The organism is Pseudoalteromonas luteoviolacea, assembly GCF_021654285.1.
GTDB classification, from domain to species: domain Bacteria; phylum Pseudomonadota; class Gammaproteobacteria; order Enterobacterales; family Alteromonadaceae; genus Pseudoalteromonas; species Pseudoalteromonas luteoviolacea_J.
This window is the reverse complement of the sequence record NZ_JAKFZS010000002.1, coordinates 206,349-232,313: the sequence shown is the minus strand read 5'-3', so window position 1 is coordinate 232,313 and position 25,965 is coordinate 206,349. Positions and strand designations below refer to the sequence as shown.

The window sequence follows — 25,965 nt, the reverse complement described above, 5'->3', positions numbered from 1 at the left end:
CGTTAAATTTACCATATAAAAGCAAAACCCCCCAAATAACTTCATCGTGATCTTTAGGGGGTTCATAACAAATATTTTTAATTATATTTGAGCTGTAGTACGAGATTACTCGCCACTAAACAATATATTGCCTTCGTCAACATCTACCTTAATGCGTGCGTACCCATTAAAGTCACCTTGCAACAAACTTTGCGCCAATGGGTTTTCAATATATTGCTGTATAGCACGCTTAAGTGGTCGCGCCCCAAACACTGGGTCAAAACCGCTCTGTGCGATTTTCTCAAGTGCGCCTTCGCTCACTTCGAACCCATAACCATTATCTTTAAGACGACTTGACAGCTTATCAAGTTGGATCCTTGCAATTTGCTTGATGTGTTCGGTGACCAGTGGATGGAATACCACAGTTTCATCGATACGGTTTATAAACTCAGGTCTAAACTGAGTCGTCAGTACGTCCATCAGTTTATTTTTCAGGCCTGTATAATCATTACTGCTCGCCTGCTCTTGAATAACGTCTGACCCTAAATTTGATGTCATGATGATAACAGTATTTTTAAAATCAACCGTTCGACCTTGGCCATCGGTTAAACGGCCATCATCTAACACCTGTAGAAGAATATTAAAGACATCCGGGTGCGCTTTTTCTACTTCATCCAGCAACACAACAGAATAAGGTCTGCGACGTACCGCTTCCGTTAAATAGCCACCTTCTTCATAGCCGACATAACCGGGAGGGGCGCCGACTAAACGAGCGACTGAGTGCTTTTCCATGAATTCAGACATGTCGATCCGCACCATGGCATCTTCAGTATCAAACATAAAATTAGCCAGCGCTTTTGTCAGCTCCGTTTTACCCACCCCAGTAGGCCCTAAAAATAAGAAGGAGCCAATTGGGCGATTAGGATCCGCAAGCCCTGCGCGCGAGCGACGGATAGCGTTAGCTATCGCATTAACCGCTTCGTCCTGCCCGATGACTTTCTGATGTAACTCATCTTCCATATGTAAGAGCTTTTCACGCTCCCCTTGCAGCATTTTCGCCACAGGAATACCTGTCCAACGAGAAAGGATCTCCGCTATTTCATCTTCAGACACTTGGTTTTTAAGCAAGCTCATTTCTTGCATTTCAGCTTGAGATGCCAAGTCTAGTTTTCGCTCAAGCGCAGGAATACGGCCATATTGCAATTCAGACATGCGCTGCAAATCACTTGCTCTTCGAGCCACTTCAAGGTCAAGGCGCGCTTGTTCAAGCTCAGCTTTAATTACTTGCGTGCCCTGTAAAGAGGCTTTTTCAGCATTCCAAACTTCATCTAATTCTGTGTATTCAGTCTCTAACTGTGCGATCAGTGATTGCATTTCAGTGCGGCGTTTTTGACTGGCTTCGTCTTTTTCTTTCGCCAAAGCATTGTCTTCTAATTTCAGCTGAATAATGCGCCTTTCGAGCTTGTCTAGTTGCTCTGGCTTAGAGTCGATTTGCAAACGAATAGATGAGCCAGCCTCATCAATTAAGTCAATGGCTTTATCGGGTAGTTGACGGTCACTAATATAACGATGTGATAAATTTGCCGCAGCAACAATGGCAGGATCAGTAATGTCTACAGAATGGTGCAATTCGTAGCGTTCTTTTAAGCCACGTAAAATCGCAATGGTATCTTCAACTGTAGGCTCTGAGACAAAGACTTTTTGAAAACGCCTTTCAAGTGCAGCGTCTTTCTCAATATATTGACGATACTCATCCAGTGTCGTTGCACCAACGCAATGCAACTCACCGCGTGCGAGAGCAGGTTTAAGCATATTCCCCGCATCCATCGCACCATCGGTTTTGCCTGCACCAACCATAGTATGGATCTCATCAATGAATAAGATCACACTGCCTTCTTCTTTGGCTAGCTCATTTAACACAGATTTTAAGCGCTCTTCGAATTCGCCTCGATACTTAGCGCCCGCAACAAGTGCCCCTAAATCTAGGGACAAAACACGTTTATGCTTGAGCCCTTCAGGTACTTCTCCGTTGATAATACGCTGCGCTAACCCCTCGACAATCGCTGTCTTTCCGACCCCAGGTTCACCGATCAGCACCGGATTATTTTTAGTTCGACGCTGCAGGACCTGAATCGTGCGCCTAATTTCATCATCGCGACCTATCACAGGGTCTAATTTTCCCTGCTCAGCACGCTCAGTTAAATCTATTGTAAATTTTTCAAGCGCCTGACGTGTTTCTTCGGCATTAGGATCATCTACTTTTTGTCCGCCTCGAATGGCTTTGATGGCCTTTTCAACCTTGTCTTGGGTAATATTGAGGGCGCGAAAAATATCTCCTAGCTCGCCTTTATCCTCACATGCTGAGAACACAAACACTTCGCTAGAAATATATTTATCTTTGCGCTTTTGCGCATATTTATCACAGAGATTGATAAGTGAAATAAGGTTATTAGATAGTTGAACATCGCCACCTACACCCTCAACTTTGAACAGCCGCTCTATAGATTGAGATAACTTAGTGTTGAGCTCATCTGCACTCACACCAGCTTGCGCAAATAACGCCCTGACACTCGAGCCCGTTTGCTGTAACAGCGCATACATTAAATGGACTGGTTCTATAAATTGATGATCTCGACCCAATGCAAGGGATTGAGCGTCTGACAACGCACTTTGGAATTTGCTAGTAAATCTATCTAAACGCATGAGACTCCGCACCTAAGTATTCTAAACTACTTCTTTAAGTGGGTCCTTTGGTGAATATGTTCAAGTAGAGAATAGAATTTATTTGCGCCAGATCACGGTTGCCATGCGTCCACATTGCCCCTCTCGGCGGTATGAAAAAAATTGCTCACTATCACTGTAAGTACAAAGTTCATCGCTATAAATATAGTTTATATTCAACGAATTTAACCGAATACGAGCCAATAGAAAAATATCCGCGAGAAACTTGTTTCCACCATTAGGCGTAAATGCCTGCGTTTGCGCTGGTAATTTTTCTATGAAGGCATCTTTAACTTCAGCCCCCACTTCAAACGCAGTAGGTCCAATTGCTGGCCCAAACCAAGCCACTATCTCATTTGCAGGTGCACGAAAGCACTGTAGCGTGTTCTCTATAATACCACCAGCAAGTGGCCGCCAGCCGGCATGGATTGCCGCAACTTCATCACCTTGTCGACTTGCTAATAGGATAGGCAAACAATCTGCGGTCATAATTGCTAAAGGCTGTTTTCTTAAACGCGTATACAAAGCATCTGCACTACACGTCTCGTCAAGCTCTGTATGCGCATCAACACGGTGTACATGTGAGCCATGAACCTGATTTATCCAAATAGGCTCAGCTGGAAGAGACTTTGCTAGCAGCTTGCGATTACTTTTAACATCTTCAACGCAATCTCCGACATGAACCGCCAAATTAAACGTATCAAAAGGCGACTTAGAGTAACCGCCCAAGCGGGTGCTTGTTAAAGCACCGACTTTCTCTTGCACTGGCCATTGAGGCAATATCATATGACTAGTATTCAATTTGAGGGTTAGCTTTCGTATCCGCTCTTAGCATCTCAGTCAGCGCTTGCATATCATCAGGAATTGGCGCTTCCCAAGTCATTTTCTCACCGGTAATTGGGTGTGCGATACTGAGTTTAACAGCATGAAGTGCCTGCCTTTTGAAGCCTCGTAATGTCTCTAAAAATTCTGCTGAGGCATTTTTCGGTGGGCAAGGACGACCATTGTAAAGCTGATCTCCAATCAATGGATGCTTTAAATATGCCATGTGTACACGGATCTGGTGTGTTCTACCTGTTTCCAGACGTAACCTGAGTCGCGTATGGGCTCTGAACTTTTCAGCAACACGATAGTGCGTAATCGCAGGTTTACCCATTTCATGTACCGCCATATGCGTACGCTTTGTGGCATGACGACCAATCGGCTTTTCGATTACACCGCCAGCTGTCATTGTACCATTACAGATAGCTTCATATTCTCGGGTGAAGTTGGTGCGCGCTTGCAGGTTTTTAACCAAATGAGTTTGCGCCTGAATGGTTTTTGCAACCACCATCAAACCTGTTGTGTCTTTATCCAAACGATGCACGATACCAGCACGCGGTACATTGATAATATCAGGGTGGTGATACAGGAGTGCATTAAGTACCGTACCATTAGGGTTGCCTGCACCTGGGTGAACAACTAAACCCATAGGCTTGTTAATCACCAGAATATCGTCATCTTCATAAACAATATCTAGTGCAATATCTTGCGCTTCATACTCGCGCTCTGCTTCTATTTGTGTTTCGATCTCTACGACTTCACCACCAAACAGTTTTTCTTTGGGTGTGCTTAATGTTTGACCATTAACGGTTACCTTCTCATCTAAAATCCACGTTTTTATTCTTGAACGTGAAAAATCAGGGAACAATTGCGCTAATATTTGGTCTAGACGTTTACCGCCTAACTCGATTGGCACTTCGGCTTGTAGAGAAATTTGCTCTGACATGTGTAACTTTACCTAAATTACCAGTGCAAGCCTCGCTCGACTGGGTTAGAATCGCATAAATGCATAGTTTACTCGGTTTTACCGACTTGGCCTAGCCGAAGACAACGAAGGTAGTAAAATAAAATGATAATGAAGTTGGGAAAACGCGCTGCTGCAGTATTTATTAGCGCATCTATACTAGGATTAGCCGCATGTTCTTCAGCACCAGAACAAGAAGAAATTGAACGTGTACCAAACAAATCTGTACAAGCATTATATGAAGATGCCAAACGCACACTAGACTCAGGCCTATACGCTAGAGCTATTCAGCTACTTGGCGCAATCAATGCTCGTTACCCATTTGGTCCTTACTCTAGACAAGTACAAATGGATTTGGTTTATGCACATTATCAAACAGGCAATATCGATCAAGCACTTGCAACCGTAGACCGCTTCATTCGATTGAATCCGAATCACAAAAACCTAGACTACATGTATTACATGCGTGGTTTGATTAATATTAAAGCCGATGAAAATGCGTTTCAGGAATACTTTGGCGTTGACCGTGCGGATAGAGATGTAAGCAAAACACGCGTTGCGTTCCAAGATTTATCTACGCTAGTCAAAAACTATCCAGATAGCAGTTACACGCCGGAAGCGAAAAAGCGCCTTGCTTGGCTACTCAATAAAATGGCACGCTATGAGCTGAAAATTGCTAATTATTACTTTGAACGTGAAGCGTATTTGGCAGCAGCTAACCGTGGCAAATATGTTGTTGAGCACTATTCACAAAGTAGTTATTTGCTTGAAGCGCTGGACATGATGGAGAAGAGCTACGACAAGCTTGGTCTAACCGAGCTAAGTGACCATGTCAGAAAGACAAAAGCGCTTAACCAACGTTAAAATTTTGGTTCAGGCATCTGTGATGCCTGAACTCCCCTATTGGATACGAAGTTAAATCGCTTCTTCGTCTTCTTCCCCAGTACGGATCCGAACCACACGCTCAACTTCTGTGACAAATATCTTACCATCACCAATCTTACCGGTTTGAGCCGTTTTCAAAATAACATCAATTGCACGGTCGACATCTTCTTCTGCAAGTACAATGTCTAGTTTTACTTTTGGTAGGAAGTCAACCATATACTCTGCGCCACGATAAAGCTCAGTATGGCCTTTTTGGCGTCCAAAACCTTTGACTTCACACACAGTCATGCCAGTAATACCTATATCAGACAGGGCTTCCCTTACATCATCTAACTTAAATGGTTTAATTATTGCTTCAATCTTCTTCATGATTATCATGCTTCCTCTGGTAATGCGTCGATTTTAGACAATAGGGGCAAGCATGGCAAACATAGCTGTTGAATAATATATTGAAAAAGCGCAAAATAAAGTATCATAATCAGCCTGTATTTGGAGCTTAAGATGCGATACCAACGCGGCATGAGCTTATTGGAGTTGTTAATCACCGTTGCTATTTTAGGTGTATTGGCTTCCCTGACTTTCTTCTTCACAAGCTCCACTTATCAAGAAAATCGCGCCCAGAGTTTTTTATTGGAGCTTAAGCGTACTGTCACTTTTGCTAGAGCAAAAGCGACTGCCAGCGATGAAATTGTCATCGTATGCCCTGTTCTAGAAACTCTACTTTTGGAAAATAAAGACTTTACTTGCAACACAGACTGGAAAAGCAATCGAATCGTTATTTTTGTAGATCGAGACAATAATGGTACATACACGACTGATACTGATGACTTATTAAGAGTAATGGAACGAGTATTAGATAATGATGACTTAAACTACCCAGTTGCTTCATTAAAATTTGACTCAAGTGGCCGACTTGGTGACGGACAAAATGGTACATTTGTCTACTGCCCGAATGGGGCTACAACACAAAACCAAAGCCTCAATATAACACAAGCAGGTACGGCATTATTCACTGGTGATACAACGCAAACTTGCACCTAATCTTCAACACGCTAAAAAAGAGTTTTAAAACCAAAAAAGATTAACTTTTTCATTTTCACACTCGCTATTGTACAGATGCACTAAAAAATAATAATTAAAGTGCATGGCCAACGGTGTTTAAATTTTACCCCCTCAAATCCACCTTCTAAGTCACCAAAATACATACCTATACTCAAGGACTAGAGTGGAATTGATGAACAAAATTAAAAATACAGGGTTTTCACTGTTCGAGCTGCTTATCGTGCTATCAATATGCGCCATTGTTACTTCACTTGCTATTCCCTCTATGAGTGAAGTTTTTTCTATTAATAGACCCAAATACGCACTCATGTATCTAGACAGGTTAATAAGTTACGCCAGACTTAAGGCGGTTTATTCTGGTGAACGTGTCACACTATGCCCGTTGGTTTCAAATTGCTGCGCAAAACACTATTGGCATACTGAACTTACTCTGTTCATTGATAGAGGTGAACTAAAGTGCTTAAACGATCAAGACACCATTCTTACAGTTAGCACTGGCATAAACCCAGCTGACGATATTAGTTATCAAAGATCAGGAGTCACGTTTAAACATACGGGCAGCACTTGGGGCCTTGCAAATGGTACTTTTGTCTATTGCATCACCAAACGCGATGGCAGCAAATATGGCAAAGCACTTTCTTTAAGCACAGCTGGCCGCACCAGACTAAAAGATACTTCTAAATGTAAACTTTAGCGCTCCCAGCAAGTATCCGCGCTGGCTGTCCCAGTCACTGTTTTTATACCTAAGTTATTGACAGATAAACTACTGCACTCAAGATCTCCTTGAACAGGCCCGCCCGCGGCGGTTGCCGTTAAGGTATAGCCCCCACTGCTGACACTGACTGAGATATTAAAATAACCGTTTTCACTTGTTGTCGGTACGCCAATATCTTCCAATTTACTGGCATACTCTCGATTATCCACAAAATACTGCTCTTGCTTATTTGCCGCATCCAATAAGATGGTCATGGCATCCGTTCTCGCGCCGCGTTTAATATAACTAGAGTAATTGGGATACGCCAAGGTGGCGAGTATCCCGACAATAGCTACAACTATTACGAGCTCGATCAACGTAAAACCTGAATCAACATGCATTTTACTTTTCATCATTATCTTCTTTCTTGTAAATATAAAGTTGCCTTGTTTCGTACGTGATCGTCAGTGGCGAAACACCCGGTACATTTGCAGAGCCATCGGTATTTTTATAAACATTGGGTGGCTCAAGCTTGTAAGGATCAATACCATCAGCAGGATTACCACCAAACATGTCATCTAACGCGTCATCTTTTATAACTGTCGGGCTGATAATTTTGGCTTTGACCGTCTTTTTCTTCGTGATTGGGTCTTCGTATACATCGTAATGCGTCCGAGGTGTATCTGGTAGTGTGGCTGTCGTCCTGTAACGACGTAATTGGAATACTTGCATACCGTAATGCAGGTGCACAATGTACAAGTATCCTGTACCTTCGCCAATCGAACATTGATTTTCTGAGACCGTCGTTGGTGAAAACGAAGTAAAATAGGCTAACCCACCAATCGCTGTTGCTGCAGAAAGAGACTTTTCTCCTGCTTCTAATCTAATTTTCCAGCCTTTCGCTTTACCTAACTCTACCTCTTGGTCCGTAAAATTCTCGTAGCTATCTAGGCTAGATTTAAATGGATCATTAGTGACATTAAACAAATCACTTGCGCGGATCACACTTGGCGTATTATCTGACGTAAATGATTGAGTTTTTGTATTTTCATCCCTGACCATAAATAAAAAGTTCTTGATGTGTGTTGACGTTGGCTTTGCTCGGTTACCACTACCAATCAAGATCCCCTCGTACGGTACATCTCTTCTAATTTTAGTCGCCTTGCCATCTATAATTTCTTCGGTGACCTTGCTGAAGTAAGTCCTTGCTATCATGGGTCGATAGAAAAACCTTCTTTTAGCAATGTCATTCCCACCACTCAAGTTAGCTAGCATATAATGAGTCCATGGCGCATCTTCATCGTCCGGTTTGCTACTAGGTAGATCTACTCTCCAAAGCCCACCACCCGTATCAGCTGCATAGATCCTATCAACATAACCATCATAGTCAGAGTCAAGCACACTCACATCCGCAGCAATACTATGCTCGCCTTTAAAGCCGTTATCAGGAGTCAAAGACCATACGGGCTTACCGCTTTCTAAATCAACGATATATATTCCTCTGCCTTTAGTGTCTTCCGAGAAAATAGCATTGTCTTTATTCGTGTCATACCCAGCACCAAAAATTAACACTGGCTTGTCTGGTTGAGCTGTAATAAAAGACACAATAGGCTTAGACCAAGACTGGCCTAACTCTGTGAAATCACCAACACCACCCTTAATTGGCCCGCCCCACAACATTCTGGGCTGATCCGGTACAGTAATATCAAAGCCGTAATATTCATTGCCACCGCGTCGCATACCCGCAATCAACCAAACTTTCTCACCAGAATCCACCACTCCACTATCATTTTTGTCCCAAAAATACACTGTGATAGGTCCGTCCATCCCATACAGCTTGGTATCTTGCCTGCGATCTCTAAGCGGTTTCATAATATCTAGGAGCGAGTCTGGAATGAACGCCCAGCTTTCTTCAACTGTTTCTCCTTTATCTTTGAACATATGCAAAAAGCCGGCATTAGTACCCACAACCACCCTTAAATCATCATTGCCATAATCTATGGTCACAGGCCTTGAATGAAGTGGGTCTCCAAAGATATCTTTTCGCCTTTCGTTAGTGATACGGTTACCATTTTGGTCATCGACATCAAGCCCTCTTGCCCACAACATAGTGTTTTGCACTTCGGCCGTTGAACTACCAAGCTTTGCTGCCAAATTTACCAATGAACCTTGGTGAGCATTTAAAGCGGACGCATAATCAAAGTCATACAGGGCCCCTTTACCATAATCTGAATATAAACGACGAACTGTTTGCCGCTCAGTCAGCTGGTAATTAATCCCGCCTTCCAATACCACGTTGCCATCTTTACTGCTTGGCGCAGACCAAAACGTTGTGACTGACTTATCAATTTGACCTTGATCATTAATCGCATTAGTTGTGCTAGATGAGCCATGTACGATACCACCAGTCACTTTGAGTTTTTTAAGATTCCCAGCCCATCGAGTATGAGTTTCCGGATAAAACATAGTGAAGTAAACCGAATCACCACTGCGACTCAAATCAGAACTACTTGTAGACACTGAAGGAGATGAAAAGCTATCGCTTTGCTCTCGTATTTTTGAAATAGTTAGTTTTAGTGCTTCAGATAACTGCGATGCCGTATTTGCGTGAAGGTAATCCCCTCCACCGTCAATCTCCCCCGTTTGTCTCAAAAGCGCTTTACCGGCATTAGACATACCAGTACCAAATCCAATTGTGTAAACTCGCGCAAAGTCTTGCTTATCAGGTGTAGTAGGGTATAAGTCAATGGGCGTTTCTGAGGTACCGCGCATCAATTTTGCCAAGGTGTTTAGATAGCTATTAGATAACTTATCCGGTTTCGAGCCAAACGTTACTAGATGTTCGTCAGATATATCAGTATCTTTTCCTGTGTCACTTGTTGGGTCACCGTCAGTCATCAAGATAATATTCGTTGAAGTATCGCAGCGCTCAGGTTCACCAGCTACAGGCGCAAAAGGTGATATATAGGTGTTGTTATATTCAATGGACTTATCTCTGTCATTACCGCCATTAAAACCATAATCAACGGATTCCCCTTTAAGATACAAATAAGCCTCCCACAAGGTTTCCGCCAAGGGAGTGCTGCCGCTGGCTCTAAGCGCATTTATTTTACTGACAACCACACTTGGATCGGCACCAATACCATTTAAAACATACCCTCCTGAGCTGGAATACAAGCGCATTAAGCCAAAGTCAAAATCAGGGTTGTCGTTCACTAAGGTAGTCATGGCATCTTTCGCCACTCTCAGTCGGCTGTCATAACATCTTGAAGAGCGATAACGGCCATTCTTGTACTTATAACAGGTCTTGGATGTCTTTGAGGTGTCAAAACACTCTACGGATCTCAGCCGCCAATTTTTATACTCATAGCAACGCCGCCCGTCAGTTACATCCCACGCCATACTGCCTGAAGTATCAAAAATCACCATAACACGCGACTTTTCAGAGCCACCCACATCGTGTTTTACATACAGTTCAATGTCTTCAGCATATACACCGCTGCTTATCAGCAAGCAAACTAAGAAAAGTCTTTTAAAGTACATCATTGATTTGCCTTAACATCTTGAATCTCTTGACCAATACCAATAACGACTGTCACCTTATGACGGCCTTGGTCACCATACTCTACAGAGCTCGTTAGCTCAGTCATATTGCAGACAACCCCCTCGGTATAACCATATATCCTAGGGCACGGAACTTCTAACTGTCCTTTATTCAAGTTTCTTAATTCATAATCGACTAGGCTTTCTTGGTTTTCATTATCAAACTTGTGAACACCGCCATCATTGGCGTCTATCTGACCATTGGTTAGATGAAACTTACTGGCACCAAACATTTGTTTTTGATCTTTTACCAGTCGCTGCACCTCGCCCATTAAATAGGCCTCAGCTGTTTCACGCTCTTGTGCTGCATTGGTAATTTTTATATCAATCGTACTGCTACTCATCAATGTCACAGCGATACTCGTCACCGCAACGATCAATACCATAGAGACGATTAATACCATCCCTTTTTGTTTCGAATGATTTACCATGCTGAAGACCCCATGTTATATAGCTGAACAGTCGTTGAAAAAACGGTTCTCCTATAACTGTCTGAAAATGTATGAACGACTTTGTCGGTATCGTTCCCTAATGTATATTTTTGGTTCTTCAAATTTATTCCAGGATCAGGCTCCAAAGACCTCACAAGTACGATAACCTGAACGGTCAATACACCTTCAGACCTTTCCCAATCAGCAGCTGTCATTTGCTTAACGCTGCGATAGCTATCCACTCGGCTATCACCATCAATATCAATACCAAATAAAAAGCGCATATCCTCAACGCCTTCGATGACGGTTTCAGTGGTCATCTGACCGCTCACAGTTAACCTCTTCCTCATCAGTACCGGAATTGTCAATGGCGCATTATTAATGGTTATCTGTTGCTCGCTTATGTAATAAACATGATGACTATATGGCCAGAGCGTCGCATTTACATTGGGTAAAGCGACAAAGTCCCTCCCTGCGATAAACTCCCCCTGCTCTTGCTGCGCAATAAAATAATATTTATTACTATTTACTGCATCATTGATGATTTGCTCGCCTTCTAGGAATTTAAGTTGCAGGGCTTCAGTATTCTTTTTTGCGCCAGTGATACACTCTAGCGTAGTACCCGTAGTCGTATAGCTGGCATAAATTGGACGAAAGTTAGTAGGCACAGCAGCAGGGAAGCTGCCGTTATTCAACCCCCCAAAACAATCACCAGCGGGGTTAGATGGACTTACGGAGTTAACAGTACTAAAGCTTTTATCGTAAAAAGTACCCCAAAATCCTATCTGCTCCAAATCTCTACGCAGCAAAGTTAAGGATAACCGACCTATTTCTTGCAGCTCTCCAATGGCCATCGTGTCTTTCGTCGTCACTCGCATACTGACATACGTCGCAACAACGCCACCTAAGAGTATCGCCCCGATAAAAAGAGAGATTAAGATTTCGATCAGAGTAAACCCACGCTGGCGCATTGCTAACTCCTTACAAGTACAAAGCTAGATAAAGACACGAGCCTTCTGTAGTCATCGTTGGTGCCGCAGTTAATACCCGATGTCGTGCTGTTTGCTTTAATCGCTTGGCGACCAACCCAAGCAACAGTAACAGTGACTTCAAAGCCATCACCATCTCTAACAGGGGTGATGCAGACTGTTGTATCGTCTAAAGAACCCGTATTCTCTTTTGCCCGAATAGCTTGCTTCCATTGTTCTTTGTCTAAATTAGCTATCGCCTGATTGTTACAAAAGTTAGAAAAGCACGTCGTATCCGTATTGAGTTCGGTCTCACTCGTAAACGAGCCACCATATAAGTCTATTAATGAAGCCGTGTCGTTTGACCTGATCCGCTGAATAATGTCTCCTGCCAAGGCAACTGCAGCAGCTCGCTGCATAGAATCAAAGCTAGCTTGCTTCGCCTTTGCTTGCAGTGCCACAGCACCTAACAACCCAAAGCTAAGTACCATAAAGGCAACGACCACTTCTAGTAAGGTAAACCCTACTTGGACTTTTTTTGGAAACAAAATACCCATGAAAAAAACTCAATATATACTCTATATTACATATTATCGCTTTTTTTTGATAACCAAACCGCCAGATGACTAAACGGTCAATCAATGAGGGTCAGTGGTTAAAACACTGTTTTTAGACTCGCATAAGCGCGTCTACTTACCTGTACAGGCTCTGCTAAACCATTGAGAACAACTCGATGTCCCCCTTCGCAACTTTCTAATTTTACAATGCTCGCCTTTTTAACAATGGTATTTCGATGTACTTGGACAAAATGGTGGGGATAATCAGACAAGAGTTTCTTCAAAGGCATATCAATCAGCGCATCACCACCTTCAAAATAGATATGCGTGTACCTATCGTCAGTTTGCGCAATTACAATGTCGGGCACATTTACCCAACGAATGTCATGCCCAACTTGGTATTGCAGCTTGGCCAATGAATCAGGAAAAAGGTGGTTCAATAACTCAGATATTTGGCTCCGATCTACTGGCTTAACAAGATAACCTGAAGCAAAAATTTGATAAGCTTTCAATGCATGTTCAGGATAAGCAGTCACATATACCAATTTTAAATTGGCGTTATTTTCACGCAAGTGCTTTCCAAGTTCGATGCCATCCATCTCTGGCATAGAAATATCTAAAAATACCAGTTCCGGCTTTAAACGCTCAACCAGCTCAACCGCTTGTTGGCCATCCGGAGCTTCTCCAATACACTCTAGTGCCTCAAATTCACCGAGTAATCGCTGTATACGTCGTCGTGCGATCGGTTCATCATCTACTACCAGATATTTCATTCAAAGCTCCAAGCGGCAACATAACTGTTAACACAAATCTACCACTTTTTTGCGATGTCTTCAAAGTTGCTTTTTCGCCATAGTAAATTAATAGGCGACGAGTTATGTTTTCAAGGGCAATCCCCTGACCTGAGCGCGACTTTGAGCCAGCGTTAAATGGGTTATCTACTTTAAGAGTTAACATTGAATTTACAAAGCCGACTTCAATGTTGATCACCCCACCTTCCCGCATAGGCTCGATACCATGAACTACAGCATTTTCTACTAGCGGCTGCAAAATAAGTGCAGGCACCTTTACATTTAAGTTAACATTATTAATAGACCACACAACCATAAGACGGTGTTCAAAGCGGTATTTCTCAATTGTTAAATACCCTTTTGTCAGAGATATCTCCTGCTCTAAGCTATGTGTTTTGTTGCGTGCAAAAGCAACTTGCATCAGCTTCGCCATAGTTAAGGCCGCTTCCTCAGCATCATTTGGACTTTCATGACAAAGCTCAGCTAATGTATTTAACGCATTGTGTAAGAAGTGAGGTCGAATTCTCGCTTGTAACGCCTCTAGCTCGGCATTCGCTGCGTGTGCAATAGTATTGAGGTTATCGATATAAATTGCCATGAAATGCAGTAACAAAATCACCACAAAACCGCAAATAGCATTGTTATTAATAACAAACGGCCAATCTACTGGCTCAACGGGAGTAAAGGGAGAATATTGGACAAGCACACTTGTCACAATGCATACAGACTGGAAGAAAACCAGCACTAAACCAAGCTCGCTCTTGAACGAAAGTGGTTTTGAAAATCGCAGCACCAGGGCTATTAATGAAAGTGTGACAAACGCATTTGCGTGTGTGAAAAGGCTGACTAAACCAAGACTTAACCAAAAGTCCTTACCACTAGCCAATGTATAAATAAAGGCGACGGCCTGCGAGGCAATAATCATTGCAAGTATGCCTCGCTCAGTGAGCATCGCCTTAAATAAACCACGGTCAATCGACGTCGAATGAGCCCATGGTGTCATGTTTTATCTCAGCTCTACAGGCACTGCAAACACTACATTTTCTTCCTGACCCGGATTTTCTAAAACCGTATGCCCACCCAATTCCTTCAAGCGAGAAATTACCTGTTGAACTAAAACTTCAGGTGCAGATGCACCAGCAGTGACGCCTACACGCTCTACATTATCAAACCAATCTGCATCAATACTTTTCTCATCATCGATAAGGTGCGCAGCGGTGCCCATTTTGTCTGCTAATTCACGCAAGCGATTTGAGTTAGAGCTATTTTTTGCACCCACCACGAGTAGCAAATCCACTTTATCAGCTAAATCACGCACAGCATCTTGACGGTTTTGCGTTGCATAGCAAATATCATCTTTGCGTGGTCCATGGATCTCAGGAAACTTCTCACGCAATGCATCAATAACATCTGCCGTATCATCTACTGACAATGTAGTTTGGCTACAATAGAACAAATTACTCGCGTCTTTAACTTCTAACGAGGCAACATCTTCAGGTGTCTCAACAAGATAAATCCCACCTTCAGGGTTATCGTACTGCCCCATAGTACCTTCAACTTCTGGATGACCGTGATGACCAATTAGAATGCACTCAGTGCCCTTTCTACTCGCTCTAGTCACTTCCATATGTACCTTGGTAACCAATGGACAAGTAGCATCAAACACCTTCAATTCGCGTCGTTTCGCTTCTTGTCTCACTTGTTGTGAAACACCATGCGCACTAAAAATAACGATGCTGTCATCTGGTACTTGATGAAGCTCTTCAACAAATACTGCGCCTCTGTCTCTGAGACCATTTACAACATATTTGTTATGTACAACTTCATGGCGTACATAAATAGGCTTTTCGAAAATATCGAGCGCACGCTCAACAATACTAATCGCTCTATCTACACCTGCGCAGAACCCACGTGGATTAGCTAACAAGATTTCCATTAACCATGAACCTCTAAGATATCTACTTCAAACGTCACCACCTGACCAGCAAGAGGGTGATTAAAGTCAACCGTAACAGAGTCTCCAGCCACTTCACGAATAAGCCCAGGTAATTCAGTGCCATCAGGCTGAGTGAAAGCAATAATACTGCCAACTTCTGCAGGTGTATCAGCACCAAACTTGGTGCGATCTAAATAATAGATATTATCTGGATTTGGCATCCCAAAAGCATCTTCTGGCTGAAGCTCAAAGGTTTTGTTGTCACCCTCTTTTAACCCCAGTAAGCAGCTTTCAAAATTTTCAGTGAGGCTTCCATCTCCCATAAACAACTTAGCAGGCTTATTATTCACCTTTGTTGAGTCAGCAGCAGATCCATCTTCCAGCTTTATTGAATAGTGGAACAGCACTTCTGATTTTGGGCCTATGACTTGTTCACTCACGCCTCTGTCTCCCGAGTATTGGTTTTATCACCAAAAAATGCATCAAATAAAAGTAAACCAGCACCACCGACGATCGCCATGTCTGCGACATTAAAAGCAGGGTAATGCCAATCTTGATAATAAAAATGTAAAAAGTCGACAACGTAGCCTAACGTTACGCGGTCATATAAATTACCTATAGCGCCAGCAAGCACCAATGAATATGCGCCACACAGCACCAAGTTATTGGCTCTCAAGTTTTTTAGCCACACGACTAATAATACGCTGATAACCACGGCAATACCGCTGAGGAACCATCTTTGCCATCCACCGGCTTCACTTAAAAAGCTAAATGCAGCACCATAATTATGCATGTATGTAAAATTGAAAAACGGCAACAACTCTATTGATTCATACAGCTTCATATTTGCAACTACTAATGCTTTTGTGACGTAGTCTACTGCAAAAAGCAGTAGACTTAGCCATAACCACACTAGACCACTTCGTTCGGTCAATTTGGTCACTTGCAACTCCTATGCAAATTTACGCTGTTCGCCTTCACCGTCAACATTGGTAATACAGCGACCACACAGCTCTGGGTGGGCTTCACTTGTACCAACATCTTCACTGTGATGCCAACAACGATCACATTTCGCCGCATCTGTTGCAGCAACTTTAATGAATAAGCCGTCAATCTCAGAAGCCACTGAGCCTTCTGGTTGGCTTGATACTACTTCAACATGTGCTTTTGAAGTAAGTAATACGAAGCGTAGTTCATCTTCTAAACCTTGCAGTTTTTCAGCTAATTCACCACCTGTGTACAGCGTTACCTCAGCCTGTAATGTCGCCCCAATCACTTCTTCTTTACGTGCGTTCTCTAGCACTCGGTTCACTTCATCACGAACTGTTAATAGCTCTTGCCAGAACGCATTATCAAATTGACCACACGTTGCGCCTGTAATTCCGTCGTACCAAACGTCAGTGAAAACAAACTCACCACGCTCACCTGGCAGTGCTTCCCAAAGCTCTTGTGCCGTGAAGCTCAAAATAGGCGCCATCCAACGCGTCATTGCCTCGGCGATATGATATAACGCAGTCTGACATGAACGACGAGCATGACTGTCACTCTTAGCTGTGTACTGTCTGTCTTTAATAACATCAAGATAGAATGAGCCTAATTCACCTGTACAGAAATTCATTAGCTTCTGCGTAACCACCAACATTTGATAGTTGTCATAAGCTTCAACAATTTCACTTTGCAGTTCTGCTGCACGAGAAACAATCCAACGATCCAACTCAACCATGTCTTCAATGGCAACTGAATCCGTTGCTGGATTGAAACCACTTAAGTTAGACAATAAGTAACGGCTAGTGTTACGAATACGGCGGTAACGGTCAGCTGAACGCTTGAAAATTTCATCAGAAACTGTCATCTCAGCTGTGTAATCGGTTGAAGCAACCCATAAACGTAGGATGTCAGCACCTAGTTTATTCATGATGTCTTGTGGTGAAATCACGTTACCCAAAGACTTTGACATCTTGCGGCCGTTTTCATCCACTGTGAAACCGTGCGTTAACACTTGCTTGTATGGCGCGTGACCGTTAATAGCCACAGACGTCATCATAGATGACATAAACCAACCACGGTGCTGATCTGAGCCTTCTAGATATAAATCTGCAGGGCCACTCAGCTCTTCTCTTGCATCAACAACACATGCGTGTGTGACACCAGAGTCAAACCATACATCCAGCGTATCTTGCACTTTAACGTACTGCTGAGCGTCTGTTTCATTGAGTAATGTGCTTGGTTCTAAGTCATACCAAGCTTGAATGCCAGCTTGATCAACTAAATCAGCAACTTTTTCGATTAGGGTTTCAGTATCTGGGTGAAGTGCACCAGTGTCTTTATCAACAAAGAGTGCAATTGGCACGCCCCAAGTACGTTGACGTGAAATACACCAATCTGGGCGACCTTCTACCATGTTAGCAATACGGTTTTCACCCCAAGCTGGGATCCACTGTGTTTTCTCGATTTCTTTCATCGAGTCTTTACGTAAATCAGCTTGATCCATGCTTACAAACCATTGCGGTGTTGCACGGAAAATAATTGGCGTTTTGTGTCTCCAACAATGTGGATAGCTGTGCGTTAATGCATGATGATGCATTAACATGCCTTTTTCAGTCAGAAGCTCAATCACATTTGCGTTCGCTTTGAACACGTGCTGGCCAGCAAAAATCGGCGTGTCCGGTAAATATACACCGTTCGCACCTACAGGATTTGCAACCTCTAAGTTATATGCTTGTCCTGCCACGAAATCTTCTTGACCGTGACCAGGTGCGGTATGAACGATACCAGTACCTGAATCAGTCGTAACGTGCTCACCAAGGATAACCGGTACATTAAAATCGTAGAATGGGTGTGCAACTTCTAGGTTCTCTAGCGTATCACCTTTACAGTAGCCTAATACGTGATATTGCTTGAAGCCAAAGCGGTCAACTGCGTCTTTTACTAACTCAGAGCCTAATACTAGGCGCTGCTCTTTGCCTTCGTCTTCAATTTGAACCAATGCATACTCAAGGCCGCCGTGTACAGCAACCGCTCGGTTTGCAGGTAGTGTCCAAGGTGTTGTCGTCCAGATAACTGTGCTGATATCGCCTTTGCCTTCGTGACCTTCAGACAGTGAAAATGCTTTCTCTACTGCGGCCGCTTCGGTAAATACAAAGCGTACATCAATTGCTGGTGATTGCTTATCTTGATATTCAACTTCTGCCTCAGCAAGCGCAGAACCACAGTCAGTACACCAGTGCACAGGTTTTGCACCTTTGTGTAAATGACCATTCTTAATGATACGACCAAGTACTCGAATCGCATTCGCTTCGAAGTCGAAGTTCATTGTCAGATATGGCTTATCCCAATCCCCAAACACACCTAGGCGTTTAAAGTCTGTTTTTTGCCCATCTACCTGCTTACGAGCATATTCGCGACATTTTTCTCTAAATTCAGCAACCGACACTTTCTTGCCCGGCTTACCGACTTTTTTCTCTACCATCAACTCGATTGGTAGACCATGACAGTCCCAACCAGGCACGTAAGGCGCGTCAAAATCAGACAACGTCTTCGATTTAATAATGATATCTTTTAAAATCTTGTTTACTGAATGACCGAGGTGAATATTGCCATTCGCATAAGGAGGGCCATCGTGCAGTATAAATGGCTTTTTACCTTTCTTCGCGTTACGAATTTGACCATATAAGTCTTGTTCATACCATTTTTTAAGCATTTTGGGTTCGCGTTGCGCCAAATTGCCACGCATCGGAAACGATGTTTCCGGTAAATTTAAAGTATGTTTGTAATCGCTCATTTAACTTACTTTCCGTTCGGCTACCTAATTTTAGAAAATACTGCTCTTGCTGCATCGACGTCTGCCGATATCTGCTTTGTCAGATGCGTCAGTGACTCAAATTTTTGTTCATTGCGAAGCTTATGAATAAGCTCCACCTTAATAAATTGACCATAAATATCTTGGTCAAAATCAAATAGGTGTACTTCTAATAATGCACGCTTGCCGTTTAGTGTCGGCTTTGTACCAACATTAGCTACACCGTTGTAAATCTTGTTTTGGATGTAAACATTTACAGCAAAGACCCCTTGTACAGGACTCACTTGTCGCTTCAATGCTACATTTGCGGTCCGAAAGCCTAGCTCTCGACCCTTTTTCCAGCCATGAATAACCCGCCCAGAGATAGCATAAGTATGACCTAACATCTCGTGTGCTTTGTGAAGATCACCTTGTGCTAACGCATTACGAATAAGCGTGCTACTGACACGACTGTTTTGCTGTCTAAAGCTCAATGTATCTTTAACATGTACACCCAGCTCTTGTCCGATATTTGATAACATCGCAAAGTCGCCTTTACGAGCTTTGCCAAAACGAAAATCATCACCTACAGTCAGGGCTTTAACCCCCAAACGTTGATACAGTATTTCACGGACAAAAAACTCAGCTTCTAGATTTGAAAACTTATTATTAAAGCTGACACAAATAACACGCTCTATGCCGTTCTCAGCGAGCAACGCAAGCTTATCACGCAGTCGTGTTAATCGTGCTGGCGCTTTGTTCTTAATAAAAAACTCTTGCGGCTGCGGCTCAAAGAGCATCACGGTACTGGGTAAGTTGTATTTTTCAGAGTCTGCTTTGAGCCCTTTTAATACTTCAGTATGGCCTAAATGAACACCATCAAAGTTTCCTATAGTCAAAACACAGCCGTAGTGGTGTGGTCGAATATTATGGATGCCCCTGATTAATTGCATACAACGCGTGCCTTTTGCTCGAGTCTTCAAAAAGCCCGATTATACCCAAGTTAGTTAGAAATGCGAGCTATGAAGACCTTCAATCGAGTCTATTTATTCTTCTATCTGCCGAATTTCTTTTATCGTCGACACCCTAACGCCACAAACATACAAAATGCAGAAGTACAAAAAGATTGCGCTCGCTAATAAACTACCCAAAACCCATAACTGTGTCGCAATCCCTTCCCCTCGCCATGTAAGCTGATGTGATAGCCAATAAACACTGCTGGCCATAACCAAAGTTGCAAAAATGGCTTTTGCGGCAAACCACAATGTAAAGGTTGAAACGGTATAAACCTGCTCTCTCTTAAGCCCACGATAAAGCAAAAAAGCATTACAGGTAGCTGAAAGAGAAGTAGCTAGAGCGAGGCCCAAATAACCGAAGAAAGGCGCCAATGCCAAATTGAAAATCATATTGAGGGTCAGTGCCTTAATACCTATTTTTACTGGTGTTTTAGTATCCTGCCTTGCATAAAAACCAGGCGCTAACACTTTTATCAGCATAAAGCTGACCAAACCTACACTATATGCTGTCACACCTGCGCTGACAGCTGCTATATTGTCAACATCGCCATTTTTAAACTCGCCATGACCAAATAACACAGAAATAATTAAAGGACTTATTACAATCAGCCCCCCCATTGCCGGGAACCCAAGTAAAAGTACAAATCGTACCCCCCAGTCCATTGTTTGCTGGAAATTCTCACCTTTATCATTCGCATGCAACTTTGATAGCGTCGGTAAAATAACTGTGGCAATGGCAATACCAAATAATCCAAGCGGAAACTCAATAAGGCGGTCCGAGTAATATAGCCACGCAATTGACCCTGTCATTAATGCAGCGGCTATGATCGTATCAAGTAATAAATTAATCTGGCTCACCGAGACACCAAAAATAGCAGGCAACATCAACTTGCGAACTTTTGTCACATGTGGTGCATGCCAAGCAAATTTTGGACGAGATAACATGCCTAGTTTACCTAAAAAAGGAATCTGAAATGCCAATTGAGCAGCACCTCCAATGAACACACCAATAGCCAAAGCATAAGCACCTTGCTCAAAATGGTCGTGTAATAGTAAAGCGCAACTAATTAAGCAAACATTTAATAGTACAGGTGTAAACGCCGCAACTGAAAAGCGGTTGTAAACATTCATGACCGCGCCACATAGTGCAACCAATGAAATAAAGAATAGATAAGGTATGGTAAATTTAAGTAATGCACTGGCCAGAAGGAATTTATCTGCATTTTCTCCGCCTTGCCACCAATCAATAAACCAAGTTGTACCGAATAGTGCGGCTATAATAGGGGAGCCAACAACTCCAAATAGGGTAACACACAGTAAGATAGTCCCAAGTGTTCCCGCAGCTTGCGCAACAAAGACACGTACTTCGTCATCGCCATGTTTTTCTTTAATCTCAGATAAAACAGGGACAAACGCTTGCGCAAAAGCCCCTTCAGCAAACAAACGTCGAAAAAAGTTTGGAATGCGATTTGCGAATAAAAATACATCTGCCGCGAGCCCAGCACCCAGTAAATTTGCAACGACCGCATCACGCACTAACCCCAAAATGCGAGATAGCATAGTCATTGCACTCACAATCATGCCTGACTTGAATAGCCCTTTTGCCACTAAACTTACCTTAAGAAATAAAAATAAGCGCCAAGTATGCCACAGACAAGCAAGAACCATAACCACTAAACATCGGGCACAAATAAGAAAGCGACGTACTTCATTATTAAAGCTAGGCTTGGGTTCTGTGTTTTGCTACAATACGCCCATTAATCATTGGCCTTTAGGCTTATGATTCGTAGTCTGTTAACGCCGTAGCCGAGGACCACAGGTTTAGGAGATGGTTTTACAGACTTATAAAGGCGGTGCATCTTACGCTAACTGGCATAAAAGATGTAGCAAAGCCGTACTGAAATACATAGGTCGGACAGGTTAATTTTTATTGACATTGGATCATAAAACAGGCATAGTCCTCGGCCTTAAAACTAAGCTTATTTTTAAAAGATTGTTAGGAGCATACCTTGGCTAACATCAAGTCTGCAAAAAAACGCGCTATCACTAGCGAAAAGCGTCGTCAGCACAACGCAAGCCGTCGTTCAATGATGCGTACATACTTCAAAAAAGTTATCGCTGCTATTGAAGCTGGTGATAAAGAAGCTGCACAGCAAGCATTTGCTGTTGCAACTCCAATCCTAGACCGCTACGCAACTAAAGGTCTAATCCACAAGAATAAAGCTGCTCGTCACAAGAGCCGCCTAGCTGCTAAAATCAAAGCGCTATAATCTGTGGAAATGGATATAAAAAAACCGACGTAAGTCGGTTTTTTTATGCCTATCATACAGAGGTAAAACGCAATGCTTTCAAAACATTACGCTATTTCCAATTTCGGATAAAACTTTTTCAACATCGCTGCAATTTTCTTCGGAGAAAAAGGTTTTACTACAAACCCTTTCGCCCCACGTTCAATAGCGTCTTTTACGTTGTCAACCGTTGAGTGGGCAGATACCATTACTACATTGATCTCAGGATTTATTTGAGCCAGTTCAGCAATTAATTCTTTTCCATCTCCATCTGGTAATTCTATATCCAAAAAAACAATGTCAAAGTGCCGCTCTTTACAGGCTTCAATACACTGTTTTGCGGTTGATGCTTCTTTTACATTGTCAATTCCCAAATGCATCAATGTTTGATGCAAAAAGCTGCGAACGGTTCCTACATCATCAACAATGAGAATAGAGATTTGTTGTTCCATATCCTTTCCCGTGGGCTAGTAATTAGAAATGCGCTATCATCTATAGCATAGAACTATTATAGAGTCCTGCAACCAAAAGGCTACACCTAAGCATGGCAAATAATCCAAAAAAACAAACACTATTGAATAAAAGTGACTTTCAAAAGCAACAAGCAAACAAAAATAAAAAGCGTCGCCTCTCTGCACAGCAAATCAAACGACAGCAAGAACTCGTACAACAACACGGCCATCAAGGAACGCAAACTGAGCCACCGAAAAAACTAACAACACTTATCACCATTGGTGTTATAGCACTTATCGCTATATTATGCCCAAAGCCTAAACTTATCACGTATAAAAAACTCAACATGGTAACTCAGAGCGTCTATTGGCCAGGTTTACCTGGTGTCGAACCTATTTTATTTGATTCCATCTTACAGCCAATTAAAGCTTCGGAGCGCAGCACACTTTATTTGTGTCAAGATGTGTCAAAACCTGATACATGTCAAAAATATGCGATTATTGAAACCCAAGGTTTCATCGCTGCAATGAAACACCTCGTACTTTATTAAAAAAACTAATCCGAAAATCATAAAATTACTCGTTTGAGATGACTAAAAAAGCGGCGCATAATGGCGCCCCTTTTTAATCATCTTTGGAGTTAATTTAAGATCATGGCTAATGAGTTTGACTGGTTACTGAATAGTTTATTACTGGTACTAGGATTTGGAGCTCTTTTTATTAATCATAAAACATTGCTTCGAGCCGCAGCTATTATGGCCTGTAGCTTATTATTTGTTTTGTTTAGTCTAGATCTTATGGATACTTCTGTGATTTCTAATCTTGGGTTAATTTTGATTAACTCCTTTTATTTGTTTAAAGTGTTTACACTAGAGCACTACGATAGCAACTAAAAAATCAGCCAGCTGAGGTACACGAAATCTCAGCTCATTATCATTAATAATATCTATTAAATAAAAATACATATCTATTCACACAAATAGATTAATTTTCAGACGCGCTACGTTTTCACCCCAATTTAGATCAAAAAAATATTCACCTGTTTAAGGCTATCCAAGGTTTCAGGGATAGGCTAAAATCGTGAAAATTGTCCCTTATTGGAGATTCGTCATGGCAATGACAGATGAAGAGTTATTTTTAGCTTCAATGGGCGATGTTGTACCGCTGGCACAAGATAATCGCGCACAACTTAAAAAACAACAAAACCAACCAACGGATGCACAACTAGCAAGGCGCAAAGCAGCTCAAAAAGAACTAGATTTCGATCCCAACTTTTTATCAACAGAATATGTTGACTTGTTAGACCCCCATGATCAGTTAGGCTACAAAAAAGATGGTGTCCAAGAAGGTGTTTACAAAAACTTAAGATTGGGCAAATACCAGATTGATGCAACACTTGATCTACACGGCAAATCATTTATCGAAGCCCGACAGGCCATGTTCGAATTCGTCACAGACTGCCAAAAAAGAAATATCCGTGTTTTACTTATACGCCATGGTATCGGCCTTAAAAGTAAGCCGTTTCCTGCTATTCTGAAAAGCTACTGTAACAAGTGGCTGCAAGAAATGCCTAACGTATTAGCTTTTCACTCTGCCTTAACGTGCCACGGTGGGAGCGGTTCAACATACACGCTACTCAAGAAAAGCGACGAGAAAAAACTAGAGAATAGAGAAATACACGCGAAGAGATAAACCACAAGATGGGGCGTAAAGCCCCATATTCATTTCAACATACTCTATTGATTTTGAACAAAGTACGTACAGGTTTGGCACTCAGCGGCCTGCGCTTGGTTAAACCAAGCTGAAACACCCAGTGCAAGTACAGAAATAACGACAAAATAAAGTTTCACACCACCTTGACCGTTTTTCATTTTTTTTCCTGTCTTATTATTGTTTTTTTCCTAACATACTGAATATAAAAAGATGTCTCAATATGTTTTTATATACAGTAATTATGTAAATTAGAATAACTATTACTTACATTTACTTACAAATCAGAGAGTTAATTTTTTTCTCTATTAAATCATTCATTAATAAAATCAACTTGAGAGAATTTCAGTCAAAATTAATTCTTTTTTAGTATCTAAAAATATTAGTAGCCTTTGTTCACATCCACTGCATTTTTAATCGGTAGACCCGCGATGCAAGCTCGGATATTTTCTGCAATTTGTGCAACAACCGTATCTAGATTTGTCACAGCTGCAATATGCGGGGTGACCATCACTTTAGGATGCTTCCAAAAAGGGTGAGTTTTGGGCAATGGCTCTGTGGCAAAAACATCTAAGACTGCACCACCAATCTCTTCTTTATCTAGCGCTTCAATCAAGTCTTGTTCATTTAAATGCTGACCTCTCGCAACATTAATCAGTAAACACTCACTAGACACATAATGAAAAATCGACTTGTTCAATATGCCTTGTGTTGCTTCAGTTAATGGTAACAAACACACTAAATAGTCGAGCTCAGAGGCAAATGCTTCAAGTTTCTCCTCTCCATGAAAGCAATCAATGTTATCAATCTCTTTATGGCTTCTCGACCAGCCTCTAACCGTAAAACCATTATCTAATAAACGCTTTGCAACAACTTTACCCAGTTCACCCAGACCTAGTATGCCTACACTTTCACCTGTCCTCGCACGGCGCGGCTTCCAATATTGAGTGTCTTGATTAGCAATGTATGATTGATGTCTCAATTTATAAGCCAGTACATGAGACAATACATATTCCGCCATGTCATCACTTAACTGTGGATCAACAATCCTCGCAACTTCCACATCTGAAGGGAAACTATTCATGGGGATACCATCTACACCCGCGCCGAAAGACTGCACCACTTTCAGGTTCGGTAATTGCAGCCAAAGTGATTCGGGCGCTTTCCATGTTAATACAAACTCTATGCCGGATAAGTCGTCACATTCAGGCCATAACTGCAAGTTAATACTAGGTAATGCAGCTTGTAATTTTGCCATTAATTTTTCATTATTTCTTCCAGTTATACAAACTAATACAGACATATTAC

27 protein-coding genes are annotated in these 25,965 nt (G+C 42.1%); 7 read left to right on the top strand and 20 right to left on the bottom strand.

The genetic code is table 11. The features are described 5' to 3' along the window. Window positions 1-105 precede the first annotated feature (105 nt). From clpB to rluD, 3 genes are all read right to left on the bottom strand, one after another. Window positions 106-2,682, bottom strand: coding sequence for an ATP-dependent chaperone ClpB (gene clpB, locus L1077_RS02385; RefSeq protein ID WP_237135439.1), 2,577 nt, complete (start codon window positions 2,680-2,682; stop codon window positions 106-108). A 78-nt stretch (window positions 2,683-2,760) separates the two neighbouring features. Further along, window positions 2,761-3,486, bottom strand: coding sequence for a peptidoglycan editing factor PgeF (pgeF, locus tag L1077_RS02380; RefSeq protein WP_237135438.1), 726 nt, complete (start codon window positions 3,484-3,486; stop codon window positions 2,761-2,763). A 4-nt stretch (window positions 3,487-3,490) separates the two neighbouring features. Continuing rightward, window positions 3,491-4,468 (bottom strand): 23S rRNA pseudouridine(1911/1915/1917) synthase RluD, encoded by a 978-nt coding sequence (gene rluD, locus L1077_RS02375; protein ID WP_063360241.1) that lies wholly within the window; start codon window positions 4,466-4,468, stop codon window positions 3,491-3,493. Between the two features lie 123 nt (window positions 4,469-4,591). On the opposite strand from rluD, the gene L1077_RS02370 reads away from it, so the two are divergent. Further along, the gene (locus L1077_RS02370; protein ID WP_237135437.1) at window positions 4,592-5,350 is read left to right on the top strand and encodes an outer membrane protein assembly factor BamD; all 759 of its coding nucleotides are present in this window, start codon (window positions 4,592-4,594) and stop codon (window positions 5,348-5,350) included. Between the two features lie 51 nt (window positions 5,351-5,401). On the opposite strand, the gene glnB is transcribed toward L1077_RS02370, so the two are convergent. Next, a complete protein-coding gene (glnB, locus tag L1077_RS02365; protein ID WP_010382451.1) occupies window positions 5,402-5,740 on the bottom strand; it encodes a nitrogen regulatory protein P-II in 339 nt (112 codons plus the stop codon). 132 nt (window positions 5,741-5,872) lie between these two features. Here glnB and L1077_RS02360 point away from each other — a divergent pair, with 132 nt between their 5' ends. Continuing rightward, the gene (locus L1077_RS02360; RefSeq protein ID WP_237135436.1) at window positions 5,873-6,412 is read left to right on the top strand and encodes a pilus assembly FimT family protein; all 540 of its coding nucleotides are present in this window, start codon (window positions 5,873-5,875) and stop codon (window positions 6,410-6,412) included. A gap of 193 nt (window positions 6,413-6,605) precedes the next feature. Further along, window positions 6,606-7,127, top strand: coding sequence for a GspH/FimT family pseudopilin (locus L1077_RS02355; RefSeq protein ID WP_237135435.1), 522 nt, complete (start codon window positions 6,606-6,608; stop codon window positions 7,125-7,127). On the opposite strand, the gene L1077_RS02350 is transcribed toward L1077_RS02355, so the two are convergent. The 13 genes from L1077_RS02350 to murJ all read right to left on the bottom strand — a co-directional run bounded on the left by L1077_RS02350 (window position 7,124) and on the right by murJ (window position 21,815). Beyond that, window positions 7,124-7,540: a type IV pilin protein gene (locus tag L1077_RS02350; RefSeq protein WP_440589531.1), complete on the bottom strand. Its 417-nt coding sequence runs from the start codon at window positions 7,538-7,540 to the stop codon at window positions 7,124-7,126. The genes L1077_RS02355 and L1077_RS02350 overlap by 4 nt on opposite strands. Continuing rightward, window positions 7,530-10,673: a pilus assembly protein gene (locus L1077_RS02345; RefSeq protein ID WP_343222070.1), complete on the bottom strand. Its 3,144-nt coding sequence runs from the start codon at window positions 10,671-10,673 to the stop codon at window positions 7,530-7,532. The genes L1077_RS02350 and L1077_RS02345 overlap by 11 nt, the downstream gene beginning before the upstream one ends. Continuing rightward, window positions 10,670-11,161: a pilus assembly PilX family protein gene (locus L1077_RS02340; RefSeq protein ID WP_063360246.1), complete on the bottom strand. Its 492-nt coding sequence runs from the start codon at window positions 11,159-11,161 to the stop codon at window positions 10,670-10,672. Before L1077_RS02340 ends, L1077_RS02345 begins: the two co-directional genes overlap by 4 nt. Beyond that, entirely contained in the window at window positions 11,155-12,132 is a 978-nt protein-coding gene (locus L1077_RS02335) for a PilW family protein (RefSeq protein ID WP_237135433.1), read from the bottom strand. Before L1077_RS02335 ends, L1077_RS02340 begins: the two co-directional genes overlap by 7 nt. Window positions 12,133-12,134: 2 nt before the next feature. Further along, window positions 12,135-12,686: a type IV pilus modification protein PilV gene (gene pilV / locus L1077_RS02330; protein WP_237135432.1), complete on the bottom strand. Its 552-nt coding sequence runs from the start codon at window positions 12,684-12,686 to the stop codon at window positions 12,135-12,137. A gap of 98 nt (window positions 12,687-12,784) precedes the next feature. Beyond that, on the bottom strand, window positions 12,785-13,459 hold the full coding sequence (locus L1077_RS02325) for a LytR/AlgR family response regulator transcription factor (RefSeq protein ID WP_237135431.1): 675 nt from the start codon (window positions 13,457-13,459) through the stop codon (window positions 12,785-12,787). After that, a complete protein-coding gene (locus L1077_RS02320) occupies window positions 13,437-14,480 on the bottom strand; it encodes a sensor histidine kinase (RefSeq protein WP_237135430.1) in 1,044 nt (347 codons plus the stop codon). The genes L1077_RS02325 and L1077_RS02320 overlap by 23 nt, the downstream gene beginning before the upstream one ends. 3 nt (window positions 14,481-14,483) lie before the next feature. Further along, complete coding sequence (ispH, locus tag L1077_RS02315) at window positions 14,484-15,413, bottom strand: 4-hydroxy-3-methylbut-2-enyl diphosphate reductase (RefSeq protein ID WP_237135429.1); 930 nt, start codon at window positions 15,411-15,413, stop codon at window positions 14,484-14,486. After that, on the bottom strand, window positions 15,413-15,853 hold the full coding sequence (gene fkpB / locus L1077_RS02310; protein ID WP_237135428.1) for an FKBP-type peptidyl-prolyl cis-trans isomerase: 441 nt from the start codon (window positions 15,851-15,853) through the stop codon (window positions 15,413-15,415). The genes ispH and fkpB overlap by 1 nt, the downstream gene beginning before the upstream one ends. After that, a complete protein-coding gene (gene lspA / locus L1077_RS02305; RefSeq protein WP_237135427.1) occupies window positions 15,850-16,356 on the bottom strand; it encodes a signal peptidase II in 507 nt (168 codons plus the stop codon). Before lspA ends, fkpB begins: the two co-directional genes overlap by 4 nt. 9 nt (window positions 16,357-16,365) lie before the next feature. After that, a complete protein-coding gene (gene ileS / locus L1077_RS02300) occupies window positions 16,366-19,194 on the bottom strand; it encodes an isoleucine--tRNA ligase (RefSeq protein WP_237135426.1) in 2,829 nt (942 codons plus the stop codon). Between the two features lie 20 nt (window positions 19,195-19,214). Next, the gene (gene ribF, locus L1077_RS02295; RefSeq protein ID WP_063360254.1) at window positions 19,215-20,144 is read right to left on the bottom strand and encodes a bifunctional riboflavin kinase/FAD synthetase; all 930 of its coding nucleotides are present in this window, start codon (window positions 20,142-20,144) and stop codon (window positions 19,215-19,217) included. A 93-nt stretch (window positions 20,145-20,237) separates the two neighbouring features. Next, on the bottom strand, window positions 20,238-21,815 hold the full coding sequence (gene murJ / locus L1077_RS02290; protein ID WP_343222069.1) for a murein biosynthesis integral membrane protein MurJ: 1,578 nt from the start codon (window positions 21,813-21,815) through the stop codon (window positions 20,238-20,240). A gap of 401 nt (window positions 21,816-22,216) precedes the next feature. Here murJ and rpsT point away from each other — a divergent pair, with 401 nt between their 5' ends. After that, window positions 22,217-22,477, top strand: a complete 261-nt coding sequence (gene rpsT / locus L1077_RS02285; protein WP_010382487.1) for a 30S ribosomal protein S20 — start codon at window positions 22,217-22,219, stop codon at window positions 22,475-22,477. A gap of 86 nt (window positions 22,478-22,563) precedes the next feature. Here the strand turns inward: rpsT and L1077_RS02280 are convergent, their stop codons facing one another. Further along, on the bottom strand, window positions 22,564-22,947 hold the full coding sequence (locus L1077_RS02280; RefSeq protein ID WP_063360256.1) for a response regulator: 384 nt from the start codon (window positions 22,945-22,947) through the stop codon (window positions 22,564-22,566). 92 nt (window positions 22,948-23,039) lie between these two features. Between L1077_RS02280 and L1077_RS02275 the strand changes: the two genes are divergently transcribed. The 3 genes from L1077_RS02275 to smrA all read left to right on the top strand — a co-directional run bounded on the left by L1077_RS02275 (window position 23,040) and on the right by smrA (window position 24,639). Beyond that, the gene (locus L1077_RS02275; RefSeq protein WP_237135425.1) at window positions 23,040-23,498 is read left to right on the top strand and encodes a hypothetical protein; all 459 of its coding nucleotides are present in this window, start codon (window positions 23,040-23,042) and stop codon (window positions 23,496-23,498) included. Window positions 23,499-23,600: 102 nt separating this feature from the next. Continuing rightward, window positions 23,601-23,840 carry a hypothetical protein gene (locus L1077_RS02270; RefSeq protein ID WP_063360317.1) on the top strand — a complete coding sequence of 80 codons (240 nt, stop codon included), beginning with the start codon at window positions 23,601-23,603 and terminating at the stop codon, window positions 23,838-23,840. 217 nt (window positions 23,841-24,057) lie between these two features. Next, complete coding sequence (gene smrA, locus L1077_RS02265) at window positions 24,058-24,639, top strand: DNA endonuclease SmrA (protein ID WP_237135424.1); 582 nt, start codon at window positions 24,058-24,060, stop codon at window positions 24,637-24,639. Between the two features lie 44 nt (window positions 24,640-24,683). Here smrA and L1077_RS27410 read toward each other — a convergent pair whose 3' ends face one another. Together L1077_RS27410 and L1077_RS02260 are read right to left on the bottom strand one after the other, a co-directional pair. Further along, entirely contained in the window at window positions 24,684-24,818 is a 135-nt protein-coding gene (locus L1077_RS27410; protein WP_275424192.1) for a hypothetical protein, read from the bottom strand. A 221-nt stretch (window positions 24,819-25,039) separates the two neighbouring features. Next, a complete protein-coding gene (locus L1077_RS02260; protein WP_237135423.1) occupies window positions 25,040-25,960 on the bottom strand; it encodes a 2-hydroxyacid dehydrogenase in 921 nt (306 codons plus the stop codon). Window positions 25,961-25,965: the final 5 nt, after the last annotated feature.

Coding starts and splice junctions, on each gene's coding strand:
- clpB (WP_237135439.1), bottom strand. CDS start 2,682: ATGCGTTTAGATAGATTTACTAGCAAATTCCAAAGTGCGTTGTCAGAC.
- pgeF (WP_237135438.1), bottom strand. CDS start 3,486: ATGATATTGCCTCAATGGCCAGTGCAAGAGAAAGTCGGTGCTTTAACA.
- rluD (WP_063360241.1), bottom strand. CDS start 4,468: ATGTCAGAGCAAATTTCTCTACAAGCCGAAGTGCCAATCGAGTTAGGC.
- L1077_RS02370 (WP_237135437.1), top strand. CDS start 4,592: ATGATAATGAAGTTGGGAAAACGCGCTGCTGCAGTATTTATTAGCGCA.
- glnB (WP_010382451.1), bottom strand. CDS start 5,740: ATGAAGAAGATTGAAGCAATAATTAAACCATTTAAGTTAGATGATGTA.
- L1077_RS02360 (WP_237135436.1), top strand. CDS start 5,873: ATGCGATACCAACGCGGCATGAGCTTATTGGAGTTGTTAATCACCGTT.
- L1077_RS02355 (WP_237135435.1), top strand. CDS start 6,606: ATGAACAAAATTAAAAATACAGGGTTTTCACTGTTCGAGCTGCTTATC.
- L1077_RS02350 (WP_440589531.1), bottom strand. CDS start 7,540: ATGAAAAGTAAAATGCATGTTGATTCAGGTTTTACGTTGATCGAGCTC.
- L1077_RS02345 (WP_343222070.1), bottom strand. CDS start 10,673: ATGATGTACTTTAAAAGACTTTTCTTAGTTTGCTTGCTGATAAGCAGC.
- L1077_RS02340 (WP_063360246.1), bottom strand. CDS start 11,161: ATGGTAAATCATTCGAAACAAAAAGGGATGGTATTAATCGTCTCTATG.
- L1077_RS02335 (WP_237135433.1), bottom strand. CDS start 12,132: ATGCGCCAGCGTGGGTTTACTCTGATCGAAATCTTAATCTCTCTTTTT.
- pilV (WP_237135432.1), bottom strand. CDS start 12,686: ATGGGTATTTTGTTTCCAAAAAAAGTCCAAGTAGGGTTTACCTTACTA.
- L1077_RS02325 (WP_237135431.1), bottom strand. CDS start 13,459: ATGAAATATCTGGTAGTAGATGATGAACCGATCGCACGACGACGTATA.
- L1077_RS02320 (WP_237135430.1), bottom strand. CDS start 14,480: ATGACACCATGGGCTCATTCGACGTCGATTGACCGTGGTTTATTTAAG.
- ispH (WP_237135429.1), bottom strand. CDS start 15,413: ATGGAAATCTTGTTAGCTAATCCACGTGGGTTCTGCGCAGGTGTAGAT.
- ileS (WP_237135426.1), bottom strand. CDS start 19,194: ATGAGCGATTACAAACATACTTTAAATTTACCGGAAACATCGTTTCCG.
- ribF (WP_063360254.1), bottom strand. CDS start 20,144: ATGCAATTAATCAGGGGCATCCATAATATTCGACCACACCACTACGGC.
- L1077_RS02280 (WP_063360256.1), bottom strand. CDS start 22,947: ATGGAACAACAAATCTCTATTCTCATTGTTGATGATGTAGGAACCGTT.
- L1077_RS02275 (WP_237135425.1), top strand. CDS start 23,040: ATGGCAAATAATCCAAAAAAACAAACACTATTGAATAAAAGTGACTTT.
- L1077_RS02270 (WP_063360317.1), top strand. CDS start 23,601: ATGGCTAATGAGTTTGACTGGTTACTGAATAGTTTATTACTGGTACTA.
- smrA (WP_237135424.1), top strand. CDS start 24,058: ATGGCAATGACAGATGAAGAGTTATTTTTAGCTTCAATGGGCGATGTT.
- L1077_RS27410 (WP_275424192.1), bottom strand. CDS start 24,818: ATGAAAAACGGTCAAGGTGGTGTGAAACTTTATTTTGTCGTTATTTCT.
- L1077_RS02260 (WP_237135423.1), bottom strand. CDS start 25,960: ATGTCTGTATTAGTTTGTATAACTGGAAGAAATAATGAAAAATTAATG.